General features: G+C 36.2%; 21 protein-coding genes. 8 read left to right on the forward strand and 13 right to left on the reverse strand.

Annotation, left to right across the window (positions count from 1 at the left end; translation table 11 throughout):
- Positions 1–6: 6 nt before the first annotated feature.
- Entirely contained in the window at positions 7–1,656 is a 1,650-nt protein-coding gene (gene nagZ / locus RUH95_RS06410) for a beta-N-acetylhexosaminidase (protein ID WP_313892010.1), read from the reverse strand.
- Between the two features lie 143 nt (positions 1,657–1,799).
- Here nagZ and RUH95_RS06415 point away from each other — a divergent pair, with 143 nt between their 5' ends.
- Positions 1,800–2,723, forward strand: coding sequence for a DsbA family protein (locus RUH95_RS06415; RefSeq protein ID WP_397469485.1), 924 nt, complete (start codon positions 1,800–1,802; stop codon positions 2,721–2,723).
- 45 nt (positions 2,724–2,768) lie between these two features.
- Here the strand turns inward: RUH95_RS06415 and RUH95_RS06420 are convergent, their stop codons facing one another.
- The gene (locus RUH95_RS06420) at positions 2,769–3,269 is read right to left on the reverse strand and encodes a cupin domain-containing protein (protein ID WP_313892012.1); all 501 of its coding nucleotides are present in this window, start codon (positions 3,267–3,269) and stop codon (positions 2,769–2,771) included.
- An 11-nt stretch (positions 3,270–3,280) separates the two neighbouring features.
- Entirely contained in the window at positions 3,281–3,856 is a 576-nt protein-coding gene (locus RUH95_RS06425; protein ID WP_313892013.1) for a histidine phosphatase family protein, read from the reverse strand.
- 121 nt (positions 3,857–3,977) lie between these two features.
- On the opposite strand from RUH95_RS06425, the gene RUH95_RS06430 reads away from it, so the two are divergent.
- A complete protein-coding gene (locus RUH95_RS06430; protein ID WP_313892014.1) occupies positions 3,978–4,736 on the forward strand; it encodes a MerR family transcriptional regulator in 759 nt (252 codons plus the stop codon).
- A 35-nt stretch (positions 4,737–4,771) separates the two neighbouring features.
- Here the strand turns inward: RUH95_RS06430 and RUH95_RS06435 are convergent, their stop codons facing one another.
- The 3 genes from RUH95_RS06435 to RUH95_RS06445 all read right to left on the reverse strand — a co-directional run bounded on the left by RUH95_RS06435 (position 4,772) and on the right by RUH95_RS06445 (position 7,480).
- Positions 4,772–6,439 (reverse strand): MutS-related protein, encoded by a 1,668-nt coding sequence (locus RUH95_RS06435; RefSeq protein ID WP_313892015.1) that lies wholly within the window; start codon positions 6,437–6,439, stop codon positions 4,772–4,774.
- Positions 6,440–6,558: 119 nt separating this feature from the next.
- Positions 6,559–6,969: an NUDIX hydrolase gene (locus RUH95_RS06440; RefSeq protein ID WP_313892016.1), complete on the reverse strand. Its 411-nt coding sequence runs from the start codon at positions 6,967–6,969 to the stop codon at positions 6,559–6,561.
- Between the two features lie 181 nt (positions 6,970–7,150).
- Entirely contained in the window at positions 7,151–7,480 is a 330-nt protein-coding gene (locus RUH95_RS06445; protein WP_313892017.1) for an MGMT family protein, read from the reverse strand.
- 138 nt (positions 7,481–7,618) lie between these two features.
- Here RUH95_RS06445 and RUH95_RS06450 point away from each other — a divergent pair, with 138 nt between their 5' ends.
- Entirely contained in the window at positions 7,619–7,942 is a 324-nt protein-coding gene (locus RUH95_RS06450; protein WP_313892018.1) for a PadR family transcriptional regulator, read from the forward strand.
- Positions 7,935–8,981: a DUF4097 family beta strand repeat-containing protein gene (locus tag RUH95_RS06455; protein WP_313892019.1), complete on the forward strand. Its 1,047-nt coding sequence runs from the start codon at positions 7,935–7,937 to the stop codon at positions 8,979–8,981. The genes RUH95_RS06450 and RUH95_RS06455 overlap by 8 nt, the downstream gene beginning before the upstream one ends.
- A gap of 106 nt (positions 8,982–9,087) precedes the next feature.
- On the opposite strand, the gene RUH95_RS06460 is transcribed toward RUH95_RS06455, so the two are convergent.
- The 3 genes from RUH95_RS06460 to RUH95_RS06470 form a co-directional block, all read right to left on the reverse strand.
- Positions 9,088–9,861 (reverse strand): DUF2935 domain-containing protein, encoded by a 774-nt coding sequence (locus tag RUH95_RS06460; protein WP_313892020.1) that lies wholly within the window; start codon positions 9,859–9,861, stop codon positions 9,088–9,090.
- Between the two features lie 116 nt (positions 9,862–9,977).
- On the reverse strand, positions 9,978–11,114 hold the full coding sequence (gene dnaN / locus RUH95_RS06465) for a DNA polymerase III subunit beta (RefSeq protein ID WP_313892021.1): 1,137 nt from the start codon (positions 11,112–11,114) through the stop codon (positions 9,978–9,980).
- A gap of 180 nt (positions 11,115–11,294) precedes the next feature.
- On the reverse strand, positions 11,295–12,146 hold the full coding sequence (locus RUH95_RS06470; RefSeq protein ID WP_313892022.1) for a GNAT family N-acetyltransferase: 852 nt from the start codon (positions 12,144–12,146) through the stop codon (positions 11,295–11,297).
- 69 nt (positions 12,147–12,215) lie between these two features.
- Between RUH95_RS06470 and aroD the strand changes: the two genes are divergently transcribed.
- Complete coding sequence (gene aroD / locus RUH95_RS06475) at positions 12,216–12,968, forward strand: type I 3-dehydroquinate dehydratase (protein ID WP_313892023.1); 753 nt, start codon at positions 12,216–12,218, stop codon at positions 12,966–12,968.
- Positions 12,969–13,063: 95 nt separating this feature from the next.
- Here the strand turns inward: aroD and RUH95_RS06480 are convergent, their stop codons facing one another.
- Positions 13,064–13,510 (reverse strand): GNAT family N-acetyltransferase, encoded by a 447-nt coding sequence (locus RUH95_RS06480; RefSeq protein ID WP_313892024.1) that lies wholly within the window; start codon positions 13,508–13,510, stop codon positions 13,064–13,066.
- A gap of 61 nt (positions 13,511–13,571) precedes the next feature.
- Between RUH95_RS06480 and RUH95_RS06485 the strand changes: the two genes are divergently transcribed.
- The gene (locus tag RUH95_RS06485) at positions 13,572–14,486 is read left to right on the forward strand and encodes a DNA-3-methyladenine glycosylase family protein (RefSeq protein ID WP_313892025.1); all 915 of its coding nucleotides are present in this window, start codon (positions 13,572–13,574) and stop codon (positions 14,484–14,486) included.
- An 87-nt stretch (positions 14,487–14,573) separates the two neighbouring features.
- Here RUH95_RS06485 and RUH95_RS06490 read toward each other — a convergent pair whose 3' ends face one another.
- The 3 genes from RUH95_RS06490 to RUH95_RS06500 form a co-directional block, all read right to left on the reverse strand.
- The gene (locus RUH95_RS06490) at positions 14,574–15,599 is read right to left on the reverse strand and encodes a DUF4179 domain-containing protein (RefSeq protein WP_313892026.1); all 1,026 of its coding nucleotides are present in this window, start codon (positions 15,597–15,599) and stop codon (positions 14,574–14,576) included.
- Complete coding sequence (locus RUH95_RS06495; protein ID WP_313892027.1) at positions 15,596–16,126, reverse strand: sigma-70 family RNA polymerase sigma factor; 531 nt, start codon at positions 16,124–16,126, stop codon at positions 15,596–15,598. The genes RUH95_RS06490 and RUH95_RS06495 overlap by 4 nt, the downstream gene beginning before the upstream one ends.
- 358 nt (positions 16,127–16,484) lie before the next feature.
- Positions 16,485–17,894, reverse strand: coding sequence for a stalk domain-containing protein (locus RUH95_RS06500; protein WP_313892028.1), 1,410 nt, complete (start codon positions 17,892–17,894; stop codon positions 16,485–16,487).
- Positions 17,895–18,032: 138 nt separating this feature from the next.
- On the opposite strand from RUH95_RS06500, the gene RUH95_RS06505 reads away from it, so the two are divergent.
- Entirely contained in the window at positions 18,033–18,932 is a 900-nt protein-coding gene (locus RUH95_RS06505; protein ID WP_313892029.1) for an ABC transporter ATP-binding protein, read from the forward strand.
- Positions 18,925–20,163 (forward strand): ABC transporter permease, encoded by a 1,239-nt coding sequence (locus tag RUH95_RS06510; protein WP_313892030.1) that lies wholly within the window; start codon positions 18,925–18,927, stop codon positions 20,161–20,163. Before RUH95_RS06505 ends, RUH95_RS06510 begins: the two co-directional genes overlap by 8 nt.
- Positions 20,164–20,171 lie beyond the last annotated feature (8 nt).

The following is a 20,171-nucleotide window of genomic DNA, read 5'->3' on the forward strand; positions in this document are numbered from 1 at the left end:
CTCTCCTTATTTACTTAGTACTTGCTTAATCGAGTCGTTCAGTTGTTGTACGTTTACTTCTTTTATTTCTTCGTTGTTTAACTTATATTTTTCCTTTAATAATAAAAGACGATTCACACTTTCATTAATTCTTTCCTCTGGAATTTCTCCATTTTTCACTGCTTGAACAATCGCATCTATAGCTATTACTACATTCGTATATTCATGCGCTACTAACACAATATCATTTCCTGCTCGCACTGCCCCAACTGCCGCTTGTTCTATCGTATAATTACCTAATATCGCGTTCATCGTCATATCATCTGTTATGACGACGCCTTCGAACTGTAACTGCTCCCTCAAAATTCCCGTAATAACTTCATGCGACATAGATGAAGGAAAGTTTGGGTCAATCTTCGGAAGTAGTATATGAGCAATCATTACAACATCAGCACCATCTTCCATTGCATTTTTAAATGGAATTAGCTCCAAATTACTCAAATCCTCTAAACTCTTCGAAATGACAGGTAGCTCTAAATGAGAGTCTACATCTGTATCGCCATGCCCCGGAAAATGCTTTACGACAGATATAATATTTTCACTTTGAATTCCTTTCATCGTTTGAATGCCTAGCGAACTCACGATCTCTGAACTATTTCCAAAAGAGCGATTGCCAATAACCGGATTTTTAGGATTGCTATTCACATCTAATACGGGAGCAAAATCAAGATTAAACCCAAATGCCTTGAGTTCTTTTCCTAATAGTGTGCCGATATTATAAGCTAGAGCTGGATCATTTTGCTGCCCTATTTTTCCGCTTGTCGGAAGCTTTTGCAATTCTGGCAGTCTTGAAATTCTGCCACCTTCCTGATCAACTCCTATAAAAAGTGGAAACTTCTCTTGTTTACTCACTTCCTTCATTGAATTTACTAACGCAACAGCTTGTTTTGCATTATCCAAATTATCTTGGTAGAGAATAATTCCTCCTACCTTTTGCGTTGAAATGATTTCCTTCGTTTCATTAGATACAATCGTCCCTTCTATTCCCGCAAAAATCATTTGACCAACTTTCTCTTCTAAAGTCATCTCTGAAATCATTGGATGCTCTTCGGCGACTACATCCGTCACAATCGATATATGGTCAACTGATGGATTTTCTTCATCTTCCGTTGGCTTAGGTAAAATCCACTTTAACTGAATCGTTGGTGTCACGTTATATACTAAAATTGTTTGACTAACTTGGGCGTCCTGGTAGGAACGAATTTCATCTGGTTTCCCTTTTAGTTGTTCAATATCCATCAAGCGAATTTGTTCCAGAGTAGAATCATTCGATCGAATATCGAAAACTTGTTTAAAGCGAAAGCCAATAGTAGCAGTTCTAGAAGTATAGGTTGCATATACTGCATCTATCATTTCACTAGTATCCTCTGCGCTCCCCCATAACTCTTGCACTTCTTTCATATCTGTTTGCCCTGCAACAAAAGGTATACCCAACATTTTTCCTTGTTCTGCTAACTCAAAAATCTGTTTAACGAGTGATTCTACTGCCGAAGGTTTCTCTTTGTCCACAGGAATTACATTCTCCTTTATATCCACATCTTTGTTTCTTTCCATCAACATTCCAACAACTGCAATCAATAAAAAGAGAAGTAGGAATACCATAACCTTTTTATACATTAAGAAAACCTCCAATCAAAAGCTCTTTTCTAGTATTTCAAGATATATATCTTGATTCCCTTTATTTCAGTCAGTATACTTTCAGATAAAACGAAATACTCTATAAATAGAACAATAGTAAACTAAAGAAAAGAGGAAACATGATTAATAAAAATCCAATGATGTGCGACTTAGAAACAGGAATTTGCGGCCCGGCTGAAGAAGACAATACTGGATTAGAGTTAATCGATTTATCTGCACCAAGAAAAAAAATGAATCTTTATTATGCAACAGATCCTATTTGTTCACACTGTTGGGCTCTAGAACCTGTGCTACGTCGCTTTACTGAACAGTATGGACATTATTTCAACATGCATACTCTAATGGGTGGATTAGTAGAAAAATGGGACGACTTTGATGATACTAGTGGAATTTCTAAACCTTCAGACGTTGCGAAACATTGGAAAGAAATTGGGTTACACTCTCGTATGCCGATAAATGGAGATCTTTGGTTTGATAATCACGTTACTTCATCCTATATTCCTTCCCGTGTATATAAGGTAATTCAACAAAAAGATGCTAAGTTAGCAGTGGTTTTCTTACGTAAAGCAAGAGAAGCTGTCCTTCCTTTTAATAAAAATATTGGAAGTGACCATATATTAATTGACCTAGTCAATAAAATTGGTCTCAATGGAGAAGAAATTGTGAAAGAATCATATCTTCCCGCTGCTCAAGAACTTTTGCAAGAGGACTTCACAACGCTTAGTCACTTAGATGTCCGTGGTTTCCCAACACTTGTTTTCATAAATGAAGAGCAAAAAGGTGTGAAAGTTGTAGGAGTTAAATCATTTGAAAGTTATATAGAAGCATTACAGCAGCTACTTCCCGATGAAAAAATTCAACCAGCAAACTCTCCAAATTTGCAAAGCCTTCTTCAAAAGGAAGAGCTATTATTCTCAAAGGAAATAGAAGAAATGTATCGTGTGGAAGAAAAAAATGTAGAAGCATTCATACAAAAGGAATTAGCTGGGCATAGTTATGCAGTGGAAGAAATCCTTGGTGAGAAATACATTAAAGCTCTTATATAAAGAAAAAATGCCCTTTAGCGCAACCATAGCTTGAGGGCATTTTCATTATTCAGGTAGTATTTCATACGCCATTTTACGTATAATTCGTTCGTGCTGTGGATACAACGCTAACAGTTCTTTTTTTGAAAAAAGCTCAAAGTCTTCAAAATCAAAGCCTGGTGAAACCATACAACCAACTAGTGAAAATTCACCATTCTCTATAACAGACGATCCAAAGATTGAATTCTTAGGAACAAGTACTTGAGGTGATTCTCCGTTCTCAATATCCAGTCCTAGTTTATGTTCAGTGTAATTTCCAGTCTCATCAATAACATGAACAATTAATGGACTTCCTCCGTGAAAATACCATAACTCATCTGACTTTAATCGATGGAAATGCGACACATCATCTGCTCCAAGTAAAAAGTAAATACTTGTGAATAGCTTCCGACTAGTCTCAAACGTATCAATTGCTTCATCAGATGTATAAGAACTTTTATAATAGCCACCTTCTGGATGACGTTCTAAATCTAGATGTTTTATGTAATAGCTTGCGTCTTTTTGCATCTTACTTCCTCCTATCCTAAATGCTTCGTACAATTAAATAGATGGCATAAATTTTCATCATCTTGCAGCTCTACTACTGTCAGTGATGTGTTTTTTAAGCCTTTTGCAAATTCACCATGAGGGATAAGTGTTTTTATTAACCTGCCGATAAACCCTCCATGACTAACTACTAATATTCGTTTTCCAGCATGAGCTTGCTTCACATCTTCGATAAAAGATAAGCCACGTGATTTGATTGCCTCGTCTGTTTCATAGCCCAATTCCATCTCACGCCAAGCTGCTCCCCATTTAGCTAATCGCTCTGCTTCTGTTGTTCCTTCAACAATACCTCCACCAATTTCACCTAATCGTTTGTCCACATAAAAATCAATGGTCGGCTGTTTTTCTCCAATAATCTCCGCTGTTTTTTTCGCGCGCAATAATGGGCTTGTGTAAATAACATCCCATTCCTCCGTTTCGATTCTTTCAGCAACTCTTTCTGCCATTTGGATACCTTCTTCATCCAACGGAACATCTGTATTCCCTTGCGCTCTACCTTCTTTATTCCAAGCAGTCACACCATGTCGAACAAAACCAATCGTCGTCATCTAAACCCCTCCCTCTTATTTCTTCATTATAATGAAAAGAAATTAATTGAACAATTTATTATTTACGCTTGACCTTGACGTTACGTAAAGGTTTAAACTGAAATTACTAGGAGGTGATTTCGTGGAATATACGGTGCAAAAGCTTGGTCAGTTAGCAGGAATAAGTACGCGAACACTTCGGTACTATGATGATATTGGTTTACTGAAACCAGCGCGAATCAATTCATCCGGCTACCGCATTTATAGTTCAGCAGAAGTAGATCGGCTGCAACAAATTTTGTTTTACCGTGAGCTTGGGCTGAATTTGGAGAGCATTAAAGAAATAATGACTTCGGAGACATTTGACGGAACAGCTGCACTAAAAGAACATCGGGAAAAACTGCTCGATAAAAGAGCCCAATTGGATTTATTAATCGAAAATGTGAATAAGTCCATTCAACTAACAGAAAGGAAGATTACAATGACGGATAAAGAGAAATTTGAAGGCTTCAAACAACAACTTGTGGATAACAATGAGGATAAATACGGAAAAGAAATTCGAAAAAAATATGGCGAGGATGCTGTGAATAAGTCCAATGCAAAAGTAAAAGGTATGACCGAAGCGCAATATGAGGAAGTGACAAACTTAGAGCAACAAGTGCTAGATAATTTGAAAGCAGCAATGGAAACTAGTGATCCAGCAAGTGAGCTTGCACAAAAAACTGCCGATTTGCACCGCCAATGGCTAAGCTTTTATTGGACGCAATATACAAAAGAAGCACATGCAGGTGTTGCTCAAATGTATGTGGATGATGAACGATTTACTGCTTACTACGACAAAATCCAGCCTGGTGCAGCAGAATTTTTAAGAGATGCAGTTCATGTTTACACAAAAAACTAGAAGGATTGGTCCTTCTAGTTTTTTTGTATGGGTAATTAATGTCCAATTTCTCCCCATTCACGCGATTTTGTGAATTGTTCAGCTAGCTTATTCGCTTGTTGTGTAATAAGTTGTGGATAATCAAGTACTTCAAGAAGTTTAATAGCATTCCTCGTATTGGATGGTCCCGCATGAATTGTATAATCAAAGCGGACTTCGCCATTTTCAATTATTTCTCTGAAATGATAATTCGTATACACAGCACCTGCTATTTCCGTTAATTCTATATCATGTGAAGCAACAATATTCATCCCTTGATGTTCCGAAAGCCACTCCATCATGGATGCCGATGCCGCAATTCGTTCAACCGTATTCGTTCCTTTTAGGATTTCATCAACGAATGATAAACATGGCTTCCCTTCCTCAATTAGTTTAACAATGCGTTTAAGTGATTTAATCTCTGCAATAAAGTAGCTATCACCGTCCAATACGCTATCTTGGATCGCCATTGATGTAGTAATATAACTTGGTTTCATCATCCACTTTTCTGCTAAAGCAGTATTAATCGTTTGTGCTAGAATCGCATTAATAGCGATAGCTTTAATATAAGTGGATTTCCCTGAAGCATTCGACCCTGTTACAAGCGTACTCTTCCCAAGGCTAGATGTATTGGTCACTGGACCTGCAATAAGTGGATGTGCCATCTCCTCAAACAGAAGCTCCTCTTTATCAATAAAATGAGGTGTGCAGTATTTATCAATCGACTTACGGTAATGTGCAACTGCAATAGCAGCATCAAGTTTACCTATAAATCGCCATACTTCACGATATTCCTCTTGGTGATTTGAAATCGTTTTTACAATCTTATTGTAAGAAATAAAATCCAACAAGAATAAAATACGAATATATTCAAAAACAGTATCAAATTCTCCTCCACCTTTATGACCCAGTGAAGAAATATTGCTAAGAAACAAAATCTTTTTTATCGGTTTCATATTTTTCAGAAGCTTGTTTTCATACGAAGTAAATTCTGGTTGATTAACGGATAGAAATCGTTTTCCCGCGTTAATAATGGAAGCAATATATGTAATGGATAATAAATCATATTCCAACATATTTTTATTTCGGTAGTAAATGATTGTATTTATTAAAAATGAGCCAAGTAAACAAAAAATTCCCCATTTTAAATTGAAGAGTAGCAAGGCGATGGATGAAATAGATAAAAGGGCTAGTAGATTGTAGACCAATGCATTTTTGGCTTTTTTACTACTTATGTCATAAAAAAAAGATGTAGAATTCGTATAATTTCGTTTTCCAAGTCCAGAAAGTATAAGGAGGATTTTTTCTCTTAACTTCTGATTATTTGCAAGCAATGCATACAGTTCTTCATCATCTTGTATATGTTCAAGAGATAGATTAATTTCACGAAGCTGATTGAATAAGTATTCCGAGCCAACAGTCGTTTGGGTATAATTTAACTTTTGGAAAATTTTATCCATCGATAAATCATCCCAAGTCAATTGATCGATCCCATCATAATCGTGCATGCTATTTCTTTTATTTGACCAGTAGGATGAAATAGATTCCATATCTTCGCTTTGTCTGATGAACTTCCCCGTTTCCCATTCTTCACGAAACTTTTTAAGTTTTTTCTTCTCTCTCGTTAAGAAGTAGTAAACCAAGAAAAATACTACTGCTATTATAATAATTAGTAGTTTTGACACTTAATCACCTCACTAAGATTAGTCAATTATGTAACTATCCATATATACGGTTATAAGTACCAATTAGTTTCAATTTGACAAAAAATTCAAATTTCACTCATGCATTAGTATACTAAACATTATCTTTTTAACACTTGTTCAAGCATGTGGATATCCTCTGGATAAGCCAAAGGTAACTCCGCTATTTCTTCTAACGATTTCCACGCAATTTCATGAATAAATTCATCTGGATCCTGAATTGTTATTTCGCCACTTATTATTTCTACTAAAAAGTAGTCCACATTATAAGTAATTTTGTGATCACTAATAACACCGCTCTTATTATGTATTTTCTCTCCTGTTCGAACAGTCAAGCCTGTTTCTTCCCAAAATTCTCTTACACAGCACTCTTCAAATGTCTCTCCATCTTCTAAAGTCCCCGATGGAACAGTCCATTGCTTTTCTTCTTCTTCTGGAGCTGCTTGTAGAACCATTAGCACCTCATTCTTTTCATTTATACAAATACCTGCTGCGCCTTGCCATTTAAACATTTTCTTTTCCTCCACTCTTAATCAAATTCGCCTTGGCGTATTTGCGTCCAGATTTTGAATTGTGCTTGTGGCCCACAGGACGCGGAGAGCTTACGTTGCCTTCCTTTTTCACATTTCAAAATCTGTGACATCCGCCGGAGGCTCTAACTTTATTCAGCTTGCATTTAGAAGCTGAATAAAGTTAGATTATATCGACATCATTAATTTCAGGTACATATCTTGATTTCTTTAAATCCACAATCCTATTTGAGCGAAAACATACCCCTTCCGCTTCAAGCATTGTTCTTTGAGAGTAAGCAGACTCTTCATCAGGAATAACTATTTCTCCTTTTATATTAATAACTCGATGCCAAGGCAATGAATGCTTGGCACTCATCGTATGAAGTATGCGCACGACTTGTCTTGCACCTCTCGGACTGCCTGCAACTTTTGCAATTTGTCCATATGTCATCACTTTCCCAACAGGAATGGATTTTATTATTTCAATCACTTTTTCGGTAAAAGGGTTCATCACACTTCATCCTTTCATTACTTCGATTATAACTTATTTAGAATATTTTATTCAGTACCTTGCATAGAATAATAGCGTATGATATATTACTATCAAAGGTACTAATCATTGATTAGTAGTGAAAGGAGTGAAAGGGAAATGAATATTCAATTTAAAAAGGGCGTGTTGAATCTTTGTGTGCTTGTTTTATTGGATAAACAAGATCGTTATGGCTACGAGCTTGTACAAAAAATATCCGATCAAATCGCTATTTCCGAAGGTTCTGTCTATCCTTTATTGAGGCGCTTAACGAAGGAAGGATACTTCACAACCTATTTACAGGAATCAACAGAAGGTCCGCCACGTAAATATTACAAGCTGACGGAATTGGGGAGAACTTATTTACACGAGCAATTAAATGAATGGCAGAGCTTCACTAACGGGGTCAATAAACTAATTGAAGAGGGTGTAAAAAATGACTGAACAACAATTTGTAAATGAACTGGAACTTGCATTAGCTAGACTTTCGTCCGATGAACGAAATGATATTATTTCCGATATAAGAGAGTATTTCACTATTGGTCGAGAAGATGGGAAATCAGATAGTGACATCGCAGCTTCTCTAGGTTCTCCAAAAGCAATTGCAGAGGAGTTACTTGAAAATCATATACCAGTACCTGAGAAAATCGACACAGATAATAAAGTTATCCGTATTCCCGATGCTACCTTCTCGAACGTTATGATGGATATCGACTTCGGTGCTTTAAGCGTCTTTCCTTCTGATACAGACGAAACGATTGTAGAACTAATAGGAGAGCACGATAAGCTCGAGCTAACTGCTAAAGTAGTACACGATACTTTGTCTATTCAATTAAAATCGAAGAAGTTCAAGTTGTTCAGTTTTATCTTCCTTCTCAAAGAACTGAAAGTAAATGTAGCACTTCCTAAAAAGCTGTATACAACGATCATTATGAAAACAGACAATGGCCGCATTCGCGCAGAAAAAATACTTGGTAAGTCCATTAAAGCAACTTCCGATAATGGGAGCATTGGCTTGAGAGAATTTGCTGCAAATGTTTTAGAAGTAGAAACAGATAACGGACGAATCGAAGTGGATAAAGTCCAAGCAGATAAGCTTTCTACGAAAACTGATAATGGCAGAATTGAACTGCGTAACATAGATGCCGAAAAAATTGTTTCTGAAACAGACAATGGACGAATCCTGATGGAATACGTTAATGGAGATATTATCGGGAAAACAGATAACGGTAGAATTTCACTACTGACGTCCAGTCTAGATCGCATGATCCAGTTAGACACAGATAATGGAAGTATCCAAGTCGAAACAGAAAATAATCCCACGGATGTAACGATTCATACGAAAACAGATCACGGTAGAATTAGTGTGTTCGGTGAAAAAAATTCACGCACTGTATTTGGTAGCGGTACGAACACAGTCAAACTTTCTTCTGATAACGGCAAAATCACCGTTATGAAGACTAATGCCAGCGTGTTTAACTAATAAATTGAGGATCTCGGAACGTGATTGACCGATTATCGCGTCTTATTGTCCAATTACAAAAAGACTGGCCTAAAGTCGATGATAGATCGACTTTGAGCCAGTCTTTTTAAAATACTACTTTCTCCTCCAGGTTTCTCCACAAATGATGTGCTTCTCTAGCAATATGCTCCAGCAAATTAGGTGGAGCTGTTGTAACAGCGGCACAAGCTTTAATTAGTTCACTTAACTCCAATTTAAACGCTTCTAATGCCTTCGCTTCCTTGATGACCATTTGGTTAAACGTATTTAAAATTGGTGATATTTCGTTACGTGGATGTCGGATTATTGTTCGAAGTGCATTTGCTTGAAGAAAGAGGTTTTCAAACTTCTTTGTCTTTGCTCTTACCTCATCATGCAACTCATAGTTAGATGCATCTACATAATGACTTATAAAGATAAGATGATCTAGCATTTGTCTTAACCAAAAATAGTTTTCATGGATAGTTGCGTCTGCAGGTGTAACAGTAGCACCCGTTTCTATTAATTTGAATACTTGTTGTGCTTCTTCTGCTTCTCGGATCATATGGTCCAACAGCGATACAGGTGTAGAAATAATAACCTCACAGCGTAATGCTTTATCCATCGTATGGAGGAGTAAATCCTTAAATTCATGCGTTGAACTTTTAGCTTCATTCAGCAAATGAACGATATCTCCTGATTTGGATTCCGCTTGTCGAAATATTCCTCCCATTCTTTGGACCATCTGATGATTTGCACGAGCAAGTTCCATTTCATGGTGGCTTATTTCCCTGTCAAAAAACTCCCCATGCTCAAAGTTGTTGCGCACCCAAAAGTCGATTATTCCAAACGTGTCTCTATCATAATTATCCGTATAAGGCAAAACTCCACCTCTTTCTAAGTGATACCAGCCTAGTATCCTATGATGGGCATTTGCCTTATGTTCCTACAAAATTAATTCTTTAGCTTCAAATGCACAGAGTTGTTCAGTACTTATTACTAATACGTGCGGACCGGCACAATTAATTGCAAAACTGCATCATCGTGGATGGAATTAATTATAAACGGACGCATCGCACCTGCCAATTGAATGGTTACATCCTGTCCATCCAATGCTCTTAATGCATCCATCATATATTTTGCACTAAATGATATTTTTATCTCTTCTCCTACGAATGTCGTTGATTGAATTTCTTCTTCCACTTCTCCAATTTCAGGAGAGCTAGACGATATTTCCACAATATTACCTTCTAATGAAGATAATCGAACAATATTATTGCGTTCTTCACGCGCTAATAAAGAAGCACGGTCTATAGCATGGAATAATGCCTTGCCGTTCATAGTAACCGTTGTTTTGTATTCAGTCGGAATTAAGCGAGATGTATCTGGATAATTCCCTTCTAGTAAACGGGAGTAGAACAACACATTCGCCGTTTTAAATAACACTTGCTGGCTCGTCATGGCAATATGAACAGGATGAGAAGAATCTCCGATGATTTTGCTTAAATCATTTAAACTCTTCCCAGGAATAACAACACTATATTCTCCTTCTGGTAGTTGCTCTAATGTCACTTTACGACGAGCAAGACGATGACTATCTGTAGCAACACAAACAAGCTCCCCATTCTTCACCTGCCAGTGAACACCTGTTAATACAGGTCGACTTTCAGAGGAAGATACAGCAAATACTGTCTCACGAACAATTGATTTTAATAAATCAGCTGGAATAATGAACTGACGATCATCTTGAATTTCAGGGAGCAATGGATATTCAGAAGGCTCTTGCCCAATTATATGAAACTCTGACTTCCCAGAGCGAATATACGTATGACAATTTTCTTTCACTTCAATCTCTACATCACTTGTTGGTAGCTTACGTATGATTTCATTAAACATACGTGCTTGTACAACAATCGAGCCTTCTTCAATAACGCGAATCACTTGATCCCCATTTTCTTCGGCTTTAATAAACGTTTGAATCGTTATATCGGAATCACTACCTGTAAGGCGTAACCCAACTTCCGTAACTTCTAGTTTTATTCCAGTCAAAATCGGGATGGTTGTTTTCGAACTAACCGCTTTCATTACATCATTTAATCCATCCAATAAATGTTGACGCATAATTTCAAATTTCATCCTCTTACCCCACTTTTATACTTAATATGTTACAGATTTTTCACCTTGCTAATTACCCCATCAAAGTTAATGTAACATTATGAAAATTCATTTGCACTACGTTTTTCTAAAATAAAAAGCCCTACCATTAAAAAACTGTGATAGAGCCCCAATGTTCGTTTACTATTAAGTTGATATGAATTATTTTTCAAGCTTCAAATGAACAGAGTCAATAATTTTTTGATATCCAATTTCTTGATAAATTTTATTGGACGTCGGATTCAGCATATCCGTGTAGAGCACGCAAAATTGAAATTCTTCAAGTAATTCTTTACTTCCTGCGGCTACCATTGTTCGAGCATATCCCTTTTTACGCTGTTCTTTCGGTGTAAATACAAGTGAAACAGTTACTCCGTGTTCTGTTGGTCGTGCTTTTTTCATCATCGATACAGTTTCCCCATTATGTTCCCAAAGGAAGACTTCTTGATTGTCGACCATTTGTTTTACATGCGTTTGTACTTCTGCATGATTCTTACTAGGAGGAAGACCAGTATCTTGTACGAATAAGTGATACCATGCTTCTACTAAAACGCGATCTTGTTCATTCGCATAGCGCCATGCACCAGGGCTCATTTCAATCGAATCGTCTACTTGATCTAAACGATATAATCCTTGATCCATCAAAATCGAAGCACTTTGCCCTGTTTGTTCCTGCCATTTTTCTGCAAATGAGTATGCCCATTCCTTTCCACTAATGATAGATTCAACAGGAATAGACTGCTTGATTAACTCGGAAATAACTAGATCAATGCATACTTCCATTCGCTCTTCGTTTACAAAAATAATATTGAGTGGGTGTGGGGGAGTCATTTGAAAAAGAGCGAGCAATTCACCTTCTTCTTCAATCGATGCCATGAAAGGATTTTCATAATTTCCTTGTCGAATTCCTTGAAGCACCCCTAAAAACAAACTAAACTTATCTTCGTTTTTTTCTAAAAAAGGCATTGCCACTTGTGCAAAATCATCTGCGCTGTCATATTGCTGAAAATTCATAATTATATCCCCCTCTTTATCGTTGTATGTTAATATAACCTAAAATACAATTTGATGGGAGTCCTTTTTATGAAAATTGTTTCTATTCGTGATATTCATATTGGAGAAGGCATTCCAAAAATTTTCATCCCACTTATGGGAAAGACAGAGGAACAACTTCTTTTAGAAATTAAAATAATTCAGCAACAAAGTCCCGATATAGTAGAGTGGCGAGTCGATGTTTTGGACGACGTTGAAGATATACATACTGTAATACAGACTCTTTCTTCGATCCGCAAGGTGTTATATCCTACTCCAATACTTTTTACGTTTAGAAGTCATCGCGAAGGTGGAAATAACAAAATCGAAGACGCTTACTATAAACAACTTTTGAAAACGGTTATACAAACAAAAGAAGTTGATTTGATAGATGTGGAAATGTTTTCTGCCGACGTAGAAGACATTGTGCAAACCGCAAATGACCATGAAGTATATATTGTCATGTCCAATCATGATTTTGAAAAAACACCTGTAAAAGAAGAAATCATTTGGAGATTAAGAAGAATGCAGGAGCTTGGGGCGCATATACCTAAAATTGCAGTAATGCCTAAAAATCCCGCTGATGTGTTAACGCTTTTAGATGCTACATACACGATGAAATCGTTATATGCGGACCGACCAATCATTACGATGTCCATGGCTGCTACAGGAGCTATTAGCCGAGTAGCAGGACAAGTTTTTGGCTCCGCTGCCACGTTCGGCTCTGGGGTGGAAGCATCTGCTCCCGGTCAAATACCAGTGAGCGAGCTTAGAAAAATGCTACAGATTTTTCAATTGAACTAAAAGTACTCAAAAATCTCTCCTACTGGAGAGATTTTTTATGATTGTCCGGTTTTATGGCCTTATTGTCCAGTTCTGCACATTGATTGTCCAATCCTTTATAATTGTTGAGATAACCGAATCATGTCCACACAAGCAATACCGTCTTCTACAATTTCTTCTGCATAATTGATTGTGAAGAAGTCTTTGTCGATTCCAGTAATTCGAAATCCACATTTCTGGTAGAGAGCAAGTTGGCCAATGCTTGAGTTGCCCGTTCCTACTTCGATTGTGTCGTAGCCTTGTTGTCTTGCCTTTTTTATTGCATCCATGACAAGTAATTTTCCTATTCCTTTTCCTTGATGCTGCTCGGCTACTGCAATATTGATCAGTTCCACCGTACCTGATTTTGTTGGTAGTAGCACGAATACGCCGACTATTTCCTCGTCCTGCTCAGCAACATAGCATTCCCCTTGCTCCAAGTATTGCTTAACTAACAACTCAGACGGATCTGCCTCTAGCAATAAATCCAGTGGATATGCTTCTTTTATTAATTTTATAATCATTTCATATCCCCCCTACTTCTCTATTTTAACTTATAATGAACCAAAAAGGAGTTGTCCATATATGCTTTGGAAAGAACAAGATGAGCGAATTATTTTATCCGTACCAACCGAATTTAGTTTCCAAAAAAACCTTCAATATTTGGCGAGATCCACAAACGAATGCTTGTTTTATGTGCATGACAATAAAATCAGAAAAGCTATTCCGATAGATACATACACATTTCTTATTGAAATTAGCGAAAGAGATGACCATACACTACTTATCGAATTTTTATCTAATACAAGACCCACAGACAAAAACGTTCGTGAACAAGTTGTTGCATATATTTTGGACTGGTTCGATATGCAAACGAAATTACAAGCATTTTATAAAATGGCGAAAACAGATCCGATATTGCAGCAAGCAATTGAGAAATTTCACGGATTACGAATTATGGGGATTCCAGATTTATTTGAAGCAATGGCTTGGGGTATACTTGGCCAACAAATCAACCTAACATATGCGTACACATTAAAAAGAAGATTAGTTGAAAAGTTTGGACGTTCTATTCCATTTGAAGATCAATTATATTGGGTATTCCCTACTCCTAGTGATATTGCGAAGCTAACTGTGGAGGATTTAGTGGACTTAAAAATGACCGTAAAAAAATGTGAATATTTAATAGAAGTTGCTCAATTAATAGACAAAGGTTTACTCACAAAAGACATGCTAATAGAAACAAATGATTTGAAAAAAGCAGAGAAAATACTAACAAACATTCGAGGAATCGGCCCTTGGACAGCCAATTATGTATTAATGCGTTGCGCGAGATTTCCTTCTGCATTCCCAATCGATGACGTAGGACTGCATAATGCACTTAAACTAGTGACAAATTCCGAACAAAAACCATCAAAGGATGAAATCTTAAAAATGTCCTTTCCATGGAAAGGCTGGGAAGCGTATGCTACGTTTTATTTGTGGAGGTTTTTATATTAAGCATTAATCACAAAGAAAAAGCCAAATTCCATAACTATGTATGGAATTTGGCTTGACATTAAATTCGCTTGCAAAATATAAACGAAACTATTGTTTATTTTTTAGAGGCATAACCAATTCTAATTCTTTTATTTCTACTAAATAGCCTTGACTATCTCTACGACCTGGCTTGAGTGTAAATGATTCAGGTATCGTATCCATTGGGGGCAATGTTAGGATCACATGATGCCCATAATTCCCAGGCATAAAACCATATTGAAATGTCAGTCCTTCATAGACTTTTCCATCACTATCCATCATATAAAGTTCAAACGCTGGCCATTTATCGTTCGCATCCATTTCAACAGGATAATCCACCTTTAGATCTATTCTTGTTGCTAGTGGGGTAAATGTCACTTTATCAGCTGTTATCGTATACACTTTATCTAGTGTAGTTGCTGACACCTGCGGGAAGAATTCGAAAATTTCGCCCTCTACTTTTTCAAGAGGGAATACTACCTCCCACTCGCCCTCATAGCCAAATAAGTTTTCTCCATGGACACCAACTTCAATTTTATCACCGTACTCATCGAAATTAGCAAATGACATTGAATGATGCTCAATAATTGTCTTTGAGTTTATATCATCTTGTCCCCCACCACCACTCGCTACCTTAACAGGCTGTCCATTAATTGTCACATTAGAAAAACTAACATCCGCCTCTCCCCAAGAAAGTGCTTTTTCACCAGTGTAAGCTACCGATACCATTAAACGGCTACCATCATACGCTGCTTCTTTTACAGTCATTGTTAAGCCATTTTGATTATCTTGTTTATCAATTATTGTTGCTAGTTGATTGCTTTCAATTTTATCCGAGGCAATGTCCCTAAAATCCTTATAAATTGGTTTAAGCAATGGAATATTAGACAATGCTTCTGCCATGCCTGTAGAAACAAACCCTGATCCAAGTAGAGATAAACACAACCCACATGCAACTAGAATGGAACGCTTCGTCATGTTTCCTACTCTCCGTTTTTTCTTACCTTGAAATATAGCTTGTTTCTCTCTTTCCAATATCTTTTCAACTGGTACATGTATATTTTTTATAGATTGATCGAATTTTTCTTTATTCATAATAGATAACCCTCCTTTAATATAGGTCTTAGCTCTTTTTTCGCTCTATTCAAATGTGATTTCACAGTTCCTTCTGGATATTTCATGATCGTGGCTATTTCCTTAATAGACAGATCATGATAATACCTCAACAAAATAATAGTCTTAACTGGAGGATTCAAATATTTAAAGGCTTCCGATAAGTCCAATGAATGTGTTATGAAATCAACATTTTCAGGAACGATTAAATCAGCAAAGATTTCCTCATTATCTGTAGTAAAATGGCGAGACTCTTTCCGAATAAAATCAATTGATTTAAAAACTAGAATTTTGGTAATCCAACTTGAAAAACTTTCAGGTTTATTTAATTTTTTTATAGAAGTATAAGCTATATAAATTGTTTCTTGATAGATATCCAAAGCATCTTGTTCATTTCTAACGTACGCATAAGCTGTTCGATACAACTTTTGTCGAACTGAACTAATCAGTTGTTCAAATGCTTCGTCATCTCCCTTTTTTGCTTTTTGCACTATTTTTTTTATATCCATTTCAACTCTCCTCTCCGTTACATAATAAAGTCGAACGAGAAAGTAAATCGGTTGCAAAATAAATAAGCAACATCACTATCTTACAATGCTTAGCCTTCTAAAGCTTTTACAATAGGAGCAGCAGTACTCCACTCCGTAAAACAATACACATACAGGATATGAACACATTTCAGTAAAATAGATGAATGCAGTGAAAAGCGGCGACTTCTGCGGGAATAGCGTTAGTCGAAGACCCCACAACAAAGCGAGGATGCTTAGGTACCGCCCGCGGAAAGCGTCCACTTGTAACGTAATCCATTCTAAATATGTATATAAAAAAATCCGTCCCTCTCAATCGAGAAGGACGGATTTTTCATTATTATTGATTTAATAATTCTAAAATATCTGCTGAAACGTATAATTTATCATCTTTCCATACAGGTACTTCTGCAAATTGGCGTAGGCTTCGGTTATAGCCGTATGCTTTTTGACCATGTGTAATCGTAATTGAACTGTTTCCTAATGTTGCAAGTGTCGTATTGTTTGCTTGATCTGTCTTCACTTCATAACCCAACTCTTCAGCTACTTCACTAAAAGGAATCATCATCGTTCCGTTTGTCATAAAATGATCGTTTTCAATAATCGTTTGGACTGCATCAAGCTCATCGATCCCAATAATTTTAGTTGGAATCGTTATTGCTGGAATACTTCTTGTTGAAGCTGTATAAAATACAATTAGCTCTTTTTCTTGTAAGTCTTTCAATGAAACCTTTTTACCGTTTTCATCAAGTAAAATTGTATTTTTTCCGATGCTTAATTTTAAACTATTGTCTAAACTTAAAAACTTCTTATTAAACTTACCTACCTTTACATTTCCAAACACTTTTTCATCATGTACGATGACAAATTCAGGTGTAACTCTTGGTGGATAAATTAAAAGCATTGGCTTGTTTTTAGCATAGTAAGCATCGATTTTTTGTCCTTTTTTGAAAGAATCCTTTTTCAATGACTTCGTTGTACCACTGTTAAAAATTTTAGTTTCATCTGCAATAGGTAAAATCATCACTTGTGGTTCTTTGTCTGCTGTTTGTACTGTAAGAGTAACTTGATCTTTTTCAGTTACTACTTCTGTAACTTCCCCAGAAAAATTCATGTAATTCGTAAAGTCATTTTGTTCAACTTGTTCTGTTGAAGTATTAAGAGCAATAACTTTATTTGGTGGTGTTTGTGGTGGAAGGCTCATTGTTGTAATTGTATAAAAAACAACTAATTCTTTTCCACTTAAATCAGCTTGTTCGATCTTCTCGCCTTTTTCATTTACTAAAACTGTTTCTTTTCCAAGATTTAGCTTCAATTCTTGATCTAAACTTAAAAACTCACTATCAAACTTGCCTACTTTTACAGATCCAAACTTTTCTGCATCATTTACAATTACTAGATCTGCAGTAATTTGTGGAGGATAGATTGCAAGCATTGGCTTGTTTTTTCCATAATATGCATCAATTTGTTGACCTTTTTCGAATGATTCTTTTTTCACTGCTTCAGTTGTCCCACTATTGAATAGTAATGCATCGTCCGTTACTGTGAAAAACGTGATTTCTTTTCCTTCAGTTTCTACTGTTAGCGTAACTTTTTCTTTCCCAGTTACAACTTCCGTAATTTTTCCTGAAAGTTTCATATAATCTGTTGTTTCTTTTGGCATACTTTCTGCTTGAACTTGCGGTTGATTGAATAGCATTCCGCCTATTAACAAGACTGCTACCATTGCAAATGCTGTTATTTTTTTCATGTTTTTTTGCTCCTTCGCTTTCGTTTCAAAAGATTAGACGCACAACAATAAAAAACGTTACAAAAAAAATGAAACGTTCCTCAAATTAAACACGTATAGTAGAGAGAAAATAAAATATTCATAGAATGGAGTTTACATATGACGTTATCTATTCAACAAGTAACGAAGAAATACCAAAACTTTGTTGCCGTCGATAATCTATCCTTTACGATTGAAAAAGGAGAAATTTATGGATTAATCGGGCAAAATGGTGCGGGTAAGACAACTACGTTTCGCATGATTTTGGATCTTCAAGAAACAACAGAAGGCACTATTACGTGGAATGGTCAGCATATTAACTCGATTAATCGAGATATTTTAGGATATTTACCTGAGGAAAGAGGCATTTTCCCTTCAATGAAAGTGGAAGACCAGCTTTACTTTTTTGGAGAATTAAGAGGAAAGAAACGCAAAGACTTGATCAAAGAAGTGGATTACTGGATTAATCGCTTTGACTTAGAAGATAAGCGAAAAGCTAAAGCGGAAACTTTGTCAAAAGGAAATAAGCAAAAGGTTCAATTAATCGCAAGCTTCATCCACCAGCCTGAGTTCCTTATTCTAGATGAGCCTTTCAGCGGATTAGACCCTGTAAATATGGATTTATTGAAACATGCCATTTTAGAATTAAGGGATAAAGGGACGACGATTTTATTTTCCAGCCATCAAATGGATAACGTAGAAGAGCTTTGTGATCATCTTTGCTTATTGAAACGTGGCGTCTCTTTGTTTACAGGTAGTTTATTAGATTTGAAAAAGCAATATGGAAAAACAAAATTAACGATTCGTACAGATATATCAGCGGATCTACTCCAAAAGCTTGAAGGGGTAAAAGACGTTCATATTAGTAAAGATCAATACATTTTAACACTCGAAAATGAAGACTACGCACAATCCATTTTCGATTTCGTCTCTAATGGAAAATATATTGAGAAGTTCAGTTTAGATTATTTGTCATTAGAAGAAATTTTCAAAGACAAGGTTGGTGGTACAAATGTCTAAATTTTGGCTTCTCGTCAAGCAATTATATACACAAAAGATTAAGGCAAAATCATTTATTCTTTCCATCGTCATGTATGTTGTCATTATTAGTGCCGCAATGTTTTGGTCTGATATTAAAGAAGCATTATTTAAAGATGAGCCTTTGCAAATAGCGTTAGTAAATGAAACAGATGCAAACATTGAGGAATTATTCAAATCTAGTAGCGATTTGGAGTTTACATTCCCAACTAACGCAACAGCTGAAATTGAAAAACAAGTAGTCGATGGTGATTTTGCTGCAGCCATTTTCATTAAAGACCAAGATAAATCGCTCGTTGCAGAAATAGCAACATTCGAGCCACTAACGTTTAATGATCAGCTTAGCTTATCTTCACAGCTTCAATATGCTGGAAAACTATATGAAGTACAACAGCTTAATCTAACTGCAGAACAAGCAGAGAAAATTCTCCAATCGGAAACAGTCATTTCGATGAAAAACTTAAATGAAGAATCCGTAAACGGAAAAAGCGAAGGAGAAAAAGCAGCTGGTATTGGTGCTTCTATGTTAGTTGGGTTTTTAATCTATTCATTTGTCATGACATTTTTATCGATGATTACGACAGATGTTGCTTCTGAAAAAGGTTCACGTGTGCTAGAAGTATTACTTGCGAGCATTAAACCTTCCACTCATTTTATGGCCAAACTGACGGGAACTTTCTTACTTGCGTTAACTCAAATAGGGTCTTTATTGCTCGTACAAGGTCTATTATTTATGGTAATAGATAATGGTTCAAAATGGGATGCAGTGTTAGAAATAATGAATGAATTATCCTTCACCTTTATCGGATATGCAGTTGCCTTTTTATTGCTAACAATTATGCTCTATTTAATCATTGGAGCATTACTTGGCTCGCTCGTATCTAAAGTAGAAGAATCTAGCCAAGCAATGATGCCTGCTATGATGCTTGGAATACTTGGATTCTACGTATTACTTTCTGGAATGTACAGCCCAGATACAATTCTGATAAAAGTATTCTCGTTCATTCCTTTTACATCTGGAATGGTTATGCCACTTCGAATTGGCGCAACCGATATCTCTTCCTTTGCACCTATGCTATCACTACTTTTACTAATTGGAACAGTAGTCCTTATGTTCTTCGTGAGCCTGTCCTTCTATAAGCGAAGTGTCTTAACATATAGCTCAGGTGGTATTATCCAAAAAATCAAAACAGTTTTAAAAATGACAACTTAATACTACTT

It is taken from the genome of Psychrobacillus sp. (assembly GCF_032154225.1).
Lineage (GTDB): Bacteria > Bacillota > Bacilli > Bacillales_A > Planococcaceae > Psychrobacillus.

Coding starts and splice junctions, on each gene's coding strand:
- nagZ (WP_313892010.1), bottom strand. CDS start 1,656: ATGTATAAAAAGGTTATGGTATTCCTACTTCTCTTTTTATTGATTGCA.
- RUH95_RS06420 (WP_313892012.1), bottom strand. CDS start 3,269: ATGCAAAAAGACGCAAGCTATTACATAAAACATCTAGATTTAGAACGT.
- RUH95_RS06425 (WP_313892013.1), bottom strand. CDS start 3,856: ATGACGACGATTGGTTTTGTTCGACATGGTGTGACTGCTTGGAATAAA.
- RUH95_RS06440 (WP_313892016.1), bottom strand. CDS start 6,969: ATGTTTAAATGGCAAGGCGCAGCAGGTATTTGTATAAATGAAAAGAAT.
- RUH95_RS06445 (WP_313892017.1), bottom strand. CDS start 7,480: ATGAACCCTTTTACCGAAAAAGTGATTGAAATAATAAAATCCATTCCT.
- RUH95_RS06450 (WP_313892018.1), top strand. CDS start 7,619: ATGAATATTCAATTTAAAAAGGGCGTGTTGAATCTTTGTGTGCTTGTT.
- RUH95_RS06455 (WP_313892019.1), top strand. CDS start 7,935: ATGACTGAACAACAATTTGTAAATGAACTGGAACTTGCATTAGCTAGA.
- dnaN (WP_313892021.1), bottom strand. CDS start 11,114: ATGAAATTTGAAATTATGCGTCAACATTTATTGGATGGATTAAATGAT.
- RUH95_RS06470 (WP_313892022.1), bottom strand. CDS start 12,146: ATGAATTTTCAGCAATATGACAGCGCAGATGATTTTGCACAAGTGGCA.
- aroD (WP_313892023.1), top strand. CDS start 12,216: ATGAAAATTGTTTCTATTCGTGATATTCATATTGGAGAAGGCATTCCA.
- RUH95_RS06480 (WP_313892024.1), bottom strand. CDS start 13,510: ATGATTATAAAATTAATAAAAGAAGCATATCCACTGGATTTATTGCTA.
- RUH95_RS06485 (WP_313892025.1), top strand. CDS start 13,572: ATGCTTTGGAAAGAACAAGATGAGCGAATTATTTTATCCGTACCAACC.
- RUH95_RS06490 (WP_313892026.1), bottom strand. CDS start 15,599: ATGAATAAAGAAAAATTCGATCAATCTATAAAAAATATACATGTACCA.
- RUH95_RS06495 (WP_313892027.1), bottom strand. CDS start 16,126: ATGGATATAAAAAAAATAGTGCAAAAAGCAAAAAAGGGAGATGACGAA.
- RUH95_RS06500 (WP_313892028.1), bottom strand. CDS start 17,894: ATGAAAAAAATAACAGCATTTGCAATGGTAGCAGTCTTGTTAATAGGC.
- RUH95_RS06505 (WP_313892029.1), top strand. CDS start 18,033: ATGACGTTATCTATTCAACAAGTAACGAAGAAATACCAAAACTTTGTT.
- RUH95_RS06510 (WP_313892030.1), top strand. CDS start 18,925: ATGTCTAAATTTTGGCTTCTCGTCAAGCAATTATATACACAAAAGATT.